This is a genomic window from Streptomyces sp. NPDC002513 (genome assembly GCF_053595355.1).
The window spans coordinates 14021-25850 of the sequence record NZ_JBSFXK010000038.1 but is presented as its reverse complement, the minus strand read 5'-3'; the positions used below and the strand labels follow the sequence as shown (position 1 = coordinate 25850).

General features: G+C 71.4%; 11 protein-coding genes. 3 read left to right on the top strand and 8 right to left on the bottom strand.

Annotated elements, in window-relative coordinates:
- Positions 1–5: 5 nt before the first annotated feature.
- From ACWD5Q_RS23295 to ACWD5Q_RS23260, 8 genes are all read right to left on the bottom strand, one after another.
- Positions 6–1997, bottom strand: a complete 1992-nt coding sequence (locus ACWD5Q_RS23295; RefSeq protein ID WP_451428955.1) for an NADH-quinone oxidoreductase subunit 5 family protein — start codon at positions 1995–1997, stop codon at positions 6–8.
- A complete protein-coding gene (nuoK, locus tag ACWD5Q_RS23290; protein ID WP_451428954.1) occupies positions 1994–2359 on the bottom strand; it encodes an NADH-quinone oxidoreductase subunit NuoK in 366 nt (121 codons plus the stop codon). The genes ACWD5Q_RS23295 and nuoK overlap by 4 nt, the downstream gene beginning before the upstream one ends.
- The gene (locus tag ACWD5Q_RS23285) at positions 2359–2991 is read right to left on the bottom strand and encodes an NADH-quinone oxidoreductase subunit J family protein (RefSeq protein ID WP_451428953.1); all 633 of its coding nucleotides are present in this window, start codon (positions 2989–2991) and stop codon (positions 2359–2361) included. The genes nuoK and ACWD5Q_RS23285 overlap by 1 nt, the downstream gene beginning before the upstream one ends.
- Complete coding sequence (locus tag ACWD5Q_RS23280) at positions 2988–3491, bottom strand: 4Fe-4S binding protein (RefSeq protein ID WP_451428998.1); 504 nt, start codon at positions 3489–3491, stop codon at positions 2988–2990. Before ACWD5Q_RS23280 ends, ACWD5Q_RS23285 begins: the two co-directional genes overlap by 4 nt.
- A gap of 113 nt (positions 3492–3604) precedes the next feature.
- Positions 3605–4573 (bottom strand): complex I subunit 1/NuoH family protein, encoded by a 969-nt coding sequence (locus tag ACWD5Q_RS23275; protein WP_451428952.1) that lies wholly within the window; start codon positions 4571–4573, stop codon positions 3605–3607.
- Complete coding sequence (locus ACWD5Q_RS23270; protein ID WP_451428951.1) at positions 4570–6066, bottom strand: NADH-quinone oxidoreductase subunit C; 1497 nt, start codon at positions 6064–6066, stop codon at positions 4570–4572. The genes ACWD5Q_RS23275 and ACWD5Q_RS23270 overlap by 4 nt, the downstream gene beginning before the upstream one ends.
- Entirely contained in the window at positions 6063–6737 is a 675-nt protein-coding gene (locus tag ACWD5Q_RS23265; protein ID WP_451428950.1) for an NADH-quinone oxidoreductase subunit B, read from the bottom strand. Before ACWD5Q_RS23265 ends, ACWD5Q_RS23270 begins: the two co-directional genes overlap by 4 nt.
- Entirely contained in the window at positions 6728–7150 is a 423-nt protein-coding gene (locus ACWD5Q_RS23260; protein ID WP_451428949.1) for an NADH-quinone oxidoreductase subunit A, read from the bottom strand. The genes ACWD5Q_RS23265 and ACWD5Q_RS23260 overlap by 10 nt, the downstream gene beginning before the upstream one ends.
- A 359-nt stretch (positions 7151–7509) precedes the next feature.
- On the opposite strand from ACWD5Q_RS23260, the gene ACWD5Q_RS23255 reads away from it, so the two are divergent.
- The 3 genes from ACWD5Q_RS23255 to ACWD5Q_RS23245 all read left to right on the top strand — a co-directional run bounded on the left by ACWD5Q_RS23255 (position 7510) and on the right by ACWD5Q_RS23245 (position 11529).
- Positions 7510–8706, top strand: coding sequence for a sensor histidine kinase (locus ACWD5Q_RS23255; RefSeq protein ID WP_451428948.1), 1197 nt, complete (start codon positions 7510–7512; stop codon positions 8704–8706).
- 282 nt (positions 8707–8988) lie between these two features.
- Positions 8989–10341: a sensor histidine kinase gene (locus tag ACWD5Q_RS23250; protein WP_451428947.1), complete on the top strand. Its 1353-nt coding sequence runs from the start codon at positions 8989–8991 to the stop codon at positions 10339–10341.
- Positions 10342–10869: 528 nt separating this feature from the next.
- On the top strand, positions 10870–11529 hold the full coding sequence (locus tag ACWD5Q_RS23245; protein WP_451428997.1) for a LuxR C-terminal-related transcriptional regulator: 660 nt from the start codon (positions 10870–10872) through the stop codon (positions 11527–11529).
- The last annotated feature ends 301 nt before the right edge of the window (positions 11530–11830 follow it).

Sequence of the window (11830 nt, the reverse complement as noted above, 5' to 3'; positions counted from 1 at the left end):
TCTGCTCACACTCCCGTGGCGACGAGGAGGGCGGCCACCGCCAGGAGGACGGTGCCGGCGAGCAGCGCGCTCACATAGGTCTGCACATTGCCGGTCTGGGCTCGTCGTACGGCGGCACCGAGCAGGCGGGGCAGGGCGCCCGCGCCGCGTACGTAGGTTTCGACGACCTCGCGGTCCAGGAACCTGACGAGGCTCGCGCCGGCCCTGACCGGCCGGACGAAGAGCGCGTCGTACACGGCGTCCAGGTGGAAGCCGACCGCCGCGTGACGGTGCAGCGGGCCGAGCAACAGGCGGCCCGGGTCCGCCGGGTCGGGCGCGTAGGCGACGTCTCCGTACGCGGGCGTGTGGCTGGCGATGGCCTCGGCCTCGACCAGTCCGGCGTCCGCCTCGGGGTGGGCCGCGACCGCACCCAGCGGGACGCGGGCCGCGAAGGCGGTGGTGTGCCGCCAGGCACCGTAGGTCACGAGTCCGCCGGTCAGGGCGAGGCCGGTGCCGAGCACGGAGGTGGTGAGCCCGGGCGTGAGGGAGCGGCCGTCGAACCAGCCGGGCAGTACGCCGTAGGCGAGTCCGAACCCGAGCGACGGGACGCTGAGCACCCACAGCACCGCGTTCATGGTGAGGGGCTGCTTTCCGTGGTCGGGGGCCTCGGGGCCGTGGCCGCGGAAGGCGAGCAGCCACAGACGGGTCGCGTAGGCGGCGGTGAGCAGGGCGGTGACCAGACCGGTGACGAGGACGATCCACCCCGCGGCGCCGGGTGCGTGCTCGGTGTGACCGGTGGCGACATGCTCGGCGGCGCCGAGCACGGACTCCTTGGAGAAGAAGCCCGCGAAGGGCGGGATCGCGGCGAGTGACAGCAGCGCCACGGTCATCGTCCAGTAGGCGTCGGGGATGCGGGCCCGCAGGTTCCCCATGCGGGACATGGCGGCCAGCGAGTTGGTACCGGCGGAGTGGATGATCACGCCGGCGGCGAGGAACAGCAGCGCCTTGAAGGCGCCGTGCGACAGGAGGTGGAAGACGGCGGCACTGCGGTCACCGACGGCGAGAGCGCCGGTCATGTAGCCGAGTTGACCGACCGTCGAATAGGCGAGGACGCGTTTGATGTCGTCCTGGGCGAGCGCGGCGAGCGCCGATCCGGTCATCGTCACGGCGGCCATCAGGGCGAGGACCATCATCGCGGCCGAGGATGCCTCGAAGACCGGGAGGAGTCGGGCGACGAAGTAGACACCGGCGGCGACCATGGTCGCCGCGTGGATCAGCGCGGAGACGGGGGTGGGGCCCGCCATCGCGTCGGGGAGCCAGGTGTGCAGCGGGAACTGCGCCGACTTGCCCGCCACACCGGCCAGAAGCAGCAGCGCGACCAGGGTGGGGTGGTGCAGTCCGCCGCTCGCGACGGTGCCGAGGACCTTGGTGATGCGGAAGGAGCCGGCGTCGGTGCCGAGCGCGAACAGTCCGATGAGGAAGGGGATGTCGCCCAGCTTCGTGACCAGGAAGGCCTTGATGGAGGCGGCACGGGCCTCGGGGGTCTCCCAGTAGTGGCCGACCAGGAAGTAGGAGCAGATGCCCATGACTTCCCAGCCGACCAGCAGCACGATCAGATCGCCCGAGTAGACGACCAGGAGCATCGCGGAGGTAAACAGGGAGACGAGCGCGGCGTACGAGGGGTAGCGCGGGTCCTCGCGCAGATAGCCCGTCGAGTAGATCTGGACACAGGTGGCGACGACGCCGACCAGGACGGCGACAAGGGCGGCGAAGCCGTCGATGTGCAGGGCGAGTTCGATCGGGACCGAGCCCGTGGGGGTGAGTTCGGTGGCGGCGTCGATGGCCGTGCCGCCGCCCTGGCGCGCGGCGACCAGCACGGCCAGCACGAGCGACGCGAGAGTGGGCAGGACGGCGAGGGGACGGACGAAGCCGGGGGCCGTGCGGCCGAGCAGCAGGCCGGCCGCGGCACCCAGGAAGGGAAGGAGGGGGACGAGGACGGCGAGGGTGGTCGTGGTCACGCGGTGGCCTCAGTCTTCTCAGCCGCAGGGGTGTCGCCGTCGTGGCCCTCGGCGGTGTCGCGGAGCCGGTCGATGTCCGAGGTGCCGCGGTTGCGGTAGACGGCGAGGACGATCGCCAGGCCGATGCCGATCTCGGCGGCCGCGATGGCGATGGTGAACAGGGTCAGGGCCTGGCCGGAGTGCAGCGTCTCGCGGGCGGCCCTGCTCAGCCAGACGTCGAAGGCGACGAGGTTGAGGTTGACGGCGTTGAGCATCAGCTCGACCGACATCAGGACGAGGATCGCGTTGCGGCGGGCGAGGACGCCGTACAGGCCGACGCAGAAGAGGAGAGCGGAGAGCACGGCGGGATAGGCGAGATGCATCAGCGGGCGCCTTCCTTCGCGCTCCGGCTGCCCGGGACGGCCGGGGTGCTCGCGGTGGTGGTCGCCGCGTTCGCCTTGGCCTTGCGGGACAGGACGATCGCCCCGACCAGGGCGGCGAGGAGGAGGACGGAGAGGGCCTCGAAGGGGAGGACCCAGTTCTGGAAGAGGCTCGCGCCCGTGACCTTGGTGGAGCCGGAGGCGGCGCCGCCGAGGTCGATCCAGGTCGTACGGAAGGCGTCGACGACCACCCACACCAGCGCGGCCGCGGCGGCGACGGCGACGGTGAGGGCGGCCCAGTGATTGCCGGAGTCGGCGTCCGGGGAACGGCCGATCGGGGCCTTGGTGAGCATCAGACCGAACAGGAGGAGGACGACGACGGAACCGACGTAGATGAGGACCTGTACCCAGGCGATGAACTCGGCGGTGAGCAGGAGGTACTCGATGGCGAGCCCGCCCAGGGTCGCCACGAGCCACAGCGCGGCGTGCACCAGTTGCCGGGTGGTGACGGTGACGAGCGCCGCGCCGAAGGTGACGAGGCCGACGAGGAGGAAGGCGACTTCCACGCCGGTCGGGGAGAGAAAGCCGTGTGTGGAGGCGACCGCTGCGGCCGCCGTCGCGGAGGCGAGGCTCACGACGCTCCTTCCTGCGGACCGGCGGGCTCGGCCTGGGCCGCGGCCAGCTTCTCGGCGGCCTTGCGGGCGGCGGCGACCTCCTTGGGCTCCTCGGCGCCCGGGTCGAGAGCGGGCGGGGCCGGCACGGTCCACATCCACTCTCGGAGCTTGTCGCGCTCGTGGGTGAGGTCGCGGATGTCGGTCTCGGCGTACTCGAACTCCGGGGACCAGAACAGGGCGTCGAAGGGGCAGACCTCGATGCAGATACCGCAGTACATACAGAGGGAGAAGTCGATGGCGAAGCGGTCGAGGACGTTGCGGCTGCGCTCACGGCCGCCGGGGGCGGCGGGCGGGACCGTCTCCTTGTGGGAGTCGATGTAGATGCACCAGTCCGGGCACTCGCGGGCACACAGCATGCAGACGGTGCAGTTCTCCTCGAACAGACCGATGACGCCGCGGCTGCGGGGCGGGAGGGCGGGCTGGGCCTCCGGGTACTGCTCGGTGACCGACTTCCTCGTCATCGTGCGCAGGGTGACGGCCAGCCCCTTGGCGAGGCCGGAGCCGGGGATGGACAGGCGGGGCCGCCCGGAGGGCGTCGTCGAGGCGTGGTGGTCGGGCAATGGGCGGGACATGGTTAGGAGATCACCACCTTGACGATGCCGGTGAGGGCGATCTGGGCGAGAGAGAGAGGGACGAGGAGGGTCCAGGAGAGTTTCTGGAGCTGGTCCTCGCGCAGACGGGGGTAGGTGACGCGCAGCCAGATGACCACGAAGGCGAGGATCGCGGTCTTCAGGAGGGTCCACAGCCAGCCGAGGCCGTCGGCGCCCCAGGGGCCGTGCCAGCCGCCGAGGAAGAGGACGGTGGTCAAGCCGCACAGGACGACGATTCCGGCGTACTCGGCGAGGAGGAACAGGGCGAAACGGAGACCGGTGTACTCGGTGTACGCGCCGAAGATGATCTCCGAGTCGGCGACGGGCATGTCGAACGGCGGACGCTGGAGTTCGGCGAGACCGGCGACGAAGAAGACCAGCGCGCCGACGATCTGCCAGGGCAGCCACCACCACTCGAAGGCGTTGACGATGCCGGGCAGCGAGACCGTGCCCGCCGCCATGGCCACCGAGGCGGCGGTGAGCAGCATGGGGAGTTCGTAGGCGAGGAGCTGGGCGGCCGTACGGAGACCACCGAGGAGGGAGAACTTGTTCGCGGAGGCCCAGCCGGCCATGAGGGAGCCGAGCACACCGACACCCATGACGGCCAGGACGAAGAAGATGCCCGCGTCGACGACCTGGCCGACCGCGCCTTGGCTCGGCCCGATCGGGATGGCCAGGAGAACGAGGAGGTAGGGCAGCAGGGCGACGGCGGGGGCGAGCTGGAAGATACGGCGGTCGGCGCCCGCCGGTACCACGTCCTCCTTCTGCGCGAACTTCACGCCGTCGGCGACGAGCTGGGCCCAGCCGTGGAAGCCGCCGGCGTACATGGGACCCAGGCGGCCCTGCATATGGGCCATGACCTTGTGTTCTGTCTGGCCGATGATCAGGGGGAAAGTGAGGAAGACGACGAACACGACGACGAGTCGCAGAGCGACGTCGAGAGCGCCGTTCACTGCGTGCCTCCGGGGGAATCGTCGCGGGTGGTCTCGCCGGGGATGATCGTGTCGGGGACGGTCGTGTCCGGGGCGGGCGGCTTGGGGGGCTGGTGGTCGGCGGGGCGGGGCTCGCCGGAGCCGGGCTCGCCAGGGCCGGCCCCGCCCGGGTGGTCTTCGCCAGGACCGGTGTGGCCGGGGTGGGTTCCCCCGTCTTCGGTTGCGTCGGGCTTCGCCGCGGGCGTGGTGTCCCCCGCGGCGCCTGGGGCGGCGTCCCCTGCGGCACCCGAGGAATCGAGTGTCCCGGACGGCTCGGCCGCGGTGCCTGTCCCCGCGGGCCCGGCTCCGGTCTCCGGCTTCACGGATGGCTCGGGGGCGGTCGGTTCGGGCTCGTCAAAGGCTGGGCGGGCGTGGTGCCAGGGGGCGTCCGCGCTGCGCGGCGCGGCGGCGGGCTTGTGGCCCGTGCCCGCTGCCGCCGCGGCGTCCGCGCGCTGCGCAGCAGAACCTTCCGAGACGCTGCGCGACCTGCGGGGACCGGACGGAGCATCGGCAGGGGCAGCGGGCGGGGCGGCGGCTTCCGTGCTCTCGGCCGTGCGCTGCGAGGCCGAGCCCTGCGACGCGCTCGGCGCACGGCGGGGACCAGCCGGGGCAGCCGCCGCCCCGGTGTCCCCCTCGGCACGCTGCGAAGCGGAGCCCTCCGAGGCGCTCCGGGCGCGACGCGGACCTGTCGGAGTCGCCGGTCCCGTGCCCGGCTCCGCCCCGCGCTGCGAGGCCGAACCTTCCGACACGGTGCGAGCGCGGCGCGGCGCGGGTGCGGCCTCCGCGGGTTCGACGCCCGCCGGGGCCTGGCTCGCCGAGCCCTCCGCTGTCGTGCGGGCGCGGCGCACCGGGCGGTCGCCCGTAGCACGGCCGGCGGCTCGGCCCGGGCGGGCGGGGGCCGGAGGCAGCTGTCCCTTGAGGGGGCCCCACTCGTTCGGGTCGGGGACGCCCGGGGGCAGCATCTGCCGGCGCTTGGGGCCGCCGTGGTCGGACTCGCCCGGTTCCTTGGCGCCGGGCCAGGCCTTGGCGACCCGGGCCGCCAGGACGAAGTCCTTGCGCATGGGGTGGCCCTCGAAGCCCTCGGGCAGGAGCAGATGGTCCAGCGCCGGGTGGCCCTCGAAGGCGACGCCGAACATTTCGTGGGTCTCGCGTTCGTGCCAGGCGGCGCCTGCGTAGATCTCCACGGCGGAGGGCAGGACGGGGGCCTCGTGCGGGACCGTGGTCCGTACGAGAAGACGACGGACCGGGGACAGGGCCACCACATGCGCCGAGACGCGCAGGCCGGTGCCCGGTTCGTCGACCGCGCTCAGCCAGTCGAAATAACTGCAGCCCAGCTTGTCGCGCGCGATCCGCAACGCCGCGGTCCAGCCCGCGGGCGGCACGTCGACCGTCAGGAGCTCGTACGACTCCTCGGCCGTGGCCTCCGGGCCGAAGAGGTCCTGGACGGATGCGGGCAGCCAGCCGATGGCGGTCATCTCGCCACCTCGGAAGCGGAGTCCGCGCCGGCGCCCGAGCCCGGGTCCGAGGCCGCGACAAGGGTGGTCGACGGCGGCTGGACCAGTCCGCTCTGCAGGGCGGCGGCGGACGGTCGCGAGGAGCCGTATCGCTCCCCCAGAGACTCGCGTGCGATCTTCTCCTGGAGTTTGAGGATGCCTTGGAGCAGCGCCTCGGGACGCGGCGGGCAACCGGGGACGTACACATCCACCGGGATGATCTGGTCGACGCCCTTCGTGACCGAGTACGAGTCCCAGTAGGGGCCGCCGCAGTTCGAGCAGGCCCCGAAGGAGATGACGTACTTCGGTTCAGGCATCTGCTCGTACAGGCGTTTGATCGCCGGAGCCATCTTGTCCGTGACCGTGCCGGACACCACCATCAGGTCGGCCTGGCGCGGGCCCGGCGCGAACGGGATCACCCCGAGGCGGATGAAGTCGTGCCGGGCCATCGAGGCCGCGATGAACTCGATCGCGCAGCAGGCGAGGCCGAAGTTGAAGACCCACAGCGAGTAACGGCGGCCCCAGTTCAGAACCACCTTCATCGGCTCGGGGGCGAGACGGGCGAGCGCGCCGAGCCGCTTCGGCTCGGGCAGCAGCACGGGCTCGGAAACCGACGAAGCGGAAGCAGAGGTGGCGGAGGGGTTCACGTCCATGCCAGGACGCCCTTCTTGTATGCGTACAGCAGGCCCACGGCCAGGAAGCCGAGGAAGATGAACATCTCCACGAGCGTCGCCGCGCCGTAGCCGGGGGCGGCGAAGACCGTCGCCCAGGGAAAGAGGAAGACCGAGTCGATCGCGAAGATCACGTACAGGAATGCGTAGACGTAGTAGCGGACCTGCGTGTGGGCCCAGCCTTCGCCCACGGGGTCGACACCGCACTCGTACGTCAGGAGCTTTTCCGGAGTGGGCACGACGGGACGCAGCAGGCGGCCCGCGCCGAAGGCGACGGCGACGAAGAACACGCCGATGACGGCGAGCAGCCCGACGACGGAGTAGGAGTGGAAGTAGCCCGCCGCGACGACATTCCCCGCGTAGCCGGCGGTCCCCGCGCTCCCGGTCTCCGCCATGACAGCGACGGCAGTCGGATCCGGCACGTCAGCCCCTCGCTCCCTGACCTCGTGACCCTGGTGAACCTTGTGTTCGACGATCTGTACGCACGGGAGTCTAGGCCCTGCTAAAGAGAGGGTAAGCAGCCCGTCACACCTCGGGATGCGCCGGTACTCCTCGTACGCTCCGCTCACACACCCATGGTGCGACTCCGCGCACGCCTCAGGGGACCCCGAAAGCGCGCCCACCACTCCCGGAAGCGCGCCTCGGCGCCCCCGGAAGGTGGGGTTTCCCCCACCGCGTCGCGGCGGCCCGCCTCATGGTGTCGCGTGGGGCGGCACGGCAGGCTGAACAGCATGACCGAACAAGGCCGGCAGATATGACCGAACGCATGACGATCCACGACGTCCGGGACGGCGACGAGCACCCGCCGCCTGCGCGTTTCGCCCTGGACGGGCACACCTGGCGGGAGATCGCGTATCTGCTCGCGAACCTGCCGATGTCGCTGGTGGGGTTCGTCTACGCGGTGACGGTGCTGTCCACGGGCGCGGGGCTGACGGCGACCGTGATCGGTCTCCCGGTGCTGGCGGCCGGCCTGACGGGCTCGCGGCAGCTCGGCAAGCTGGAGCGGGCACGGGCCAGGCGGCTGCTCGGGGTGCGGGTGGACGAGCCGACACCGCTGTCCCTGCTCAGGAGAGGCAGGCTGTTCCAGCGGCTGTGGATGGCGCTGAAGGACCCCGTGGGCTGGCGGACGATGCTGTACGACTTCATCCGGCTGCCCTGGGGCATCCTGACCTTCACGGTGACCTTCGTGTCACTGTTCCTGCTGTGGCCGGTTCTGCCGTTCCTGGCGCGCGGGCTGACGAACGTGGACCGGGCGATGGTGCGGGGCCTGCTGTCCCCCTCCGACGAGCTGGAGCGACGCATCGCCGAGCTGGAGTCCGACCGCGGGGTGGTCGTGGACACGGCCGCTGCCGACCTGCGGCGCATCGAGCGCGATCTGCACGACGGGGCGCAGGCCCGGCTGGTGAATCTGGCGATGGGGCTCGGACTGGCCAAGGAGAAGCTGCTGGAGGACCCGGACTCGGCGGCGGCGATGGTCGAGGAGGCGCATGGCGAGGTGAAGCTGGCGCTGCAGGAGTTGCGGGACCTCGCACGGGGCATCCATCCGGCGGTGCTGACCGACCGGGGCCTGGACGCGGCGCTGTCGGCGGTCGCCACCCGCTGCACGGTGCCGGTCACGGTGACCGTGGGCCTGGACCGGAGACCGGCCGCGGCGATCGAGGGCATCGCCTACTTCACGGTTTCCGAGCTGCTGCAGAACGTCAGCAAGCACAGCGGGGCGAAGTCGGCCTCCGTCGATGTGTGGCGGGCGGAGAAGCGGCTGCTCATCCAGGTCCGGGACGACGGGCACGGCGGCGCCCGCCTCGACGGCGGCACGGGCATGGCGGGGCTGGCAGAGCGGCTGGGCGCGGTCGACGGCCTGTTCGTCGTGGACTCCCCGGTGGGCGGCCCGACGACGGTCACGGCGGAACTGCCGTGGCGGGACCGGGGGGACAAGACGCCCGGGCGGTAGAGCACGGGGGCCGGGTGGCTGCGGGCGGGGAGCGGCCGTACGGGGGAGCGTGCGGCCGCTTCTGCGTACGTGGGGCCGCATTCCCTGGCCGTCCTTCAATACAAGGGCCGTGTGGTCGTGTGCGCCCGTCCTACGGGGTGGGGAAAACCCCCGCCCCAAGAGGCCGACGCGCTCCATGGTCGGACGGGCGCGGGACCGGGAGGGTGGAGGTACGAACCCGGAGAGGGCCGAGCAGGCCGACGACTGCACCGGGGTGGACGACGAGAAGAACGGACAACACCGATGGCCACGCACTACGGGCAGGGGTACGGAGAGTGGGACGACCCGGGATTCCCGGGCGCCGGCAGGCGGTCGCACCGGCTTCCGGTCGTGCTGCGGGCGCCGTTCGAGGGGCGCAGCTGGGGTGAGTTCTGCTATCTGCTGCTGAGCCTGCCCCTCGGGATTCTGATGTTCACCTACAGCGTCACGATGTTCTCGCTCGGCGCCGGCCTGCTGGCGACGTTCCTGGGGATACCGGTGCTCGCCACGGCCCTCGCGGGATGCCGAGGCTTCGGGGCGCTGGAGCGGGCGCGGGCGCGGGGGCTGCTGCGGCTGGAGGTGGCCGATCCCGAGCCCCTGGTGGTGAAACGGCGGGGGCCGATGGCCTGGATCGGGGCGATGCTCAGGAGCGGGGTGTCGTGGCGGCACATGCTGTACACGGTGCTGCAGTTCCCGTGGGCGGTCTTCGCGTTCGTCGTGGGAGTCACTTCCTGGACGTGCGGAGGTGCGCTGCTCACGTATCCGCTGTGGTTCTGGGTGTTCCCCATGTACGGCGGTCAGGGCGGACTTCAGCTCTACGGCGACGAGACCCACAGCGTCTACCTCGACAACCCGTTCGAGATCACGGTGACCGCACTGGTGGGTCTGGTGATCACGCTGGCCACACCGTGGATCGTCCGGGGGCTGACGACCGTGGACCGGCTGCTGGTGCACGGGCTCCTCGGGCCGTCGCGGCTGGCCACCCGGGTGGTGGAGTTGGAGTCGGACCGGGGCGTGGTGGTCGACGCGGCGGCGGCGGATCTGCAGCGCATCGAGCGGGACCTGCACGACGGGGCGCAGGCCCGGCTGGTGGCACTGGCCATGGATCTGGGGCTGGCCAAGGAGAAGCTGGTGCAGGACCCTCGGGCCGCGGCGCGGATGGTGGAGGAAGCGCACGGGGAGGTCAAGACGGCGCTGCAGGAGCTGCGGGACCTGGCGCGCGGGATCCATCCGGCGGTGCTGACGGACCGGGGACTGGATGCGGCGCTGTCGGCGGTGGCCTCGCGGTGCACCGTGCCGGTGCAGGTGGAGGTGGACCTGCCGGCGCGGCCGGCGCCGGCGATCGAGGGGATCGCGTACTTCATCGTGTCGGAGTTGCTGCAGAACGTCAGCAAGCACGCGCGGGCGTCGCGGGCGACGGTGGATGTGTGGCGGTCGGAGGACCGGTTGCTGCTGCAGGTGGTGGATGACGGGGTGGGCGGCGCGGACGCCTCCGGCGGGTCGGGGCTGGCCGGGCTGGCGGGGCGGCTCGATGCGGTGGACGGCATTCTGGTGGTGGATTCGCCGCCCGGGGGGCCGACCCGAATCACGGCCGAGCTGCCATGGCGATCGTCCTGACCGGCCTGAGCACCCCAACCAGGACGTCTGAACGCCTGAACGCCTCCGTGGGCAACACCGGAACACACCCGGCCCACGACACCTGGCGCACCCACCGACCCACGACCCGCCACCCCGCAGACCCGCCGACCCGCCGACCCGCCGATCCGCCGACCCGCCGATCCGCCGATCCGCCGATCCGCCGATCCGCCGATCCGCCACGGTCCTACTCGCCTTCACGACCCGCCGACCCGCCAGCCCGCCGCATCCCCACCCGCGCCCCACGACCCGCCGCCCCACCGCATCCCCATCCACCGCCCCATGACCTACCGCCCCCGCCTCACTCCACCGGCCCCCCTATAGGGCCACGGAAACGCCCCCCAACACGGCTGCGGAAGTCTTATCCACAGGCCCGATGTGGAAGTGTGGATCGCGCGATACTGAGGTGCCGAAGAGCGGCTGGGCGTCGACCGTCCAGGGCACCGCCGGACGCGCAGACGCACGGCCGAAGACGAAGGGCACGGGGGGCCGAGGATCGTGGAGGACAGGGTGCGGGTGGTCATCGCCGAGGATTCAGTGCTGCTCAGGGAGGGCCTGACCCGGCTGCTGACCGATCGCGGGCATGAGGTCGTCGCCGGTGTCGGCGACGGGGATGCTCTGATCAAGACCATTACCGAGTTGGCGGACCAGGGCGAGCTGCCCGATGTGGTCGTGGCCGATGTCCGGATGCCGCCGACGCACACGGACGAGGGGGTCCGGGCCGCGGTCCAGCTGCGCAAGGCGCACCGCGGGCTCGGTGTGCTGGTGCTGTCGCAGTACGTCGAGGAGCGGTACGCCACCGAACTGCTGGCCGATTCCAGTCGCGGTGTGGGCTATCTGCTCAAGGACCGGGTCGCGGAGGTGCGCGAGTTCGTGGACGCCGTGGTGCGGGTGGCCCAGGGGGGTACCGCACTGGACCCGGAGGTGGTCGCTCAGCTGCTCGGGCGCAGTCGCAAGCAGGACGTGCTCGCCGCACTCACTCCGCGTGAGCGGGAGGTCCTAGGACTGATGGCCGAGGGGCGGACGAACTCTGCGATCGCCCGACAGCTGATCGTGAGCGACGGAGCCGTGGAGAAGCACGTCAGCAACATCTTCCTGAAGCTCGGCCTGGCGCAGAGCGACGGGGATCACCGGCGTGTTCTGGCCGTACTCACCTACCTCAACTCCTGATCGACTGACACTGTGTCAGTCAAGAGGATGCGCACGCACGGGCCCGACAGCCTGTCGGGCCGGGCCGGACGTCGGCTCAGCCTCGCAGCAGCACCCCGAAGGACCAGCACCAAAGGATGAACAGGGAGCGTCTTCGAAAGCAGCGCCGGGAGGCGGATACATCATGGCAAATCAGGTCGTCGGACGGCCTCTCGGCGGTGTCCATCGTGCGAGATACCGAGGGAAGGCGGCCCTTACCGACGTAGGGTTGATTTCGGGAAGGCCGGCGGGACGGCCACACCCAGACAGCCGCCTCGAAGGA

Excerpts from the sequence above, each read along its gene's own strand:
- nuoK (WP_451428954.1), bottom strand. The coding sequence starts at position 2,359 with ATGCATCTCGCCTATCCCGCCGTGCTCTCCGCTCTCCTCTTCTGCGTC.
- ACWD5Q_RS23280 (WP_451428998.1), bottom strand. The coding sequence starts at position 3,491 with ATGACGAGGAAGTCGGTCACCGAGCAGTACCCGGAGGCCCAGCCCGCC.
- ACWD5Q_RS23270 (WP_451428951.1), bottom strand. The coding sequence starts at position 6,066 with ATGACCGCCATCGGCTGGCTGCCCGCATCCGTCCAGGACCTCTTCGGC.
- ACWD5Q_RS23265 (WP_451428950.1), bottom strand. The coding sequence starts at position 6,737 with ATGGACGTGAACCCCTCCGCCACCTCTGCTTCCGCTTCGTCGGTTTCC.
- ACWD5Q_RS23260 (WP_451428949.1), bottom strand. The coding sequence starts at position 7,150 with ATGGCGGAGACCGGGAGCGCGGGGACCGCCGGCTACGCGGGGAATGTC.
- ACWD5Q_RS23255 (WP_451428948.1), top strand. The coding sequence starts at position 7,510 with ATGACCGAACGCATGACGATCCACGACGTCCGGGACGGCGACGAGCAC.
- ACWD5Q_RS23250 (WP_451428947.1), top strand. The coding sequence starts at position 8,989 with ATGGCCACGCACTACGGGCAGGGGTACGGAGAGTGGGACGACCCGGGA.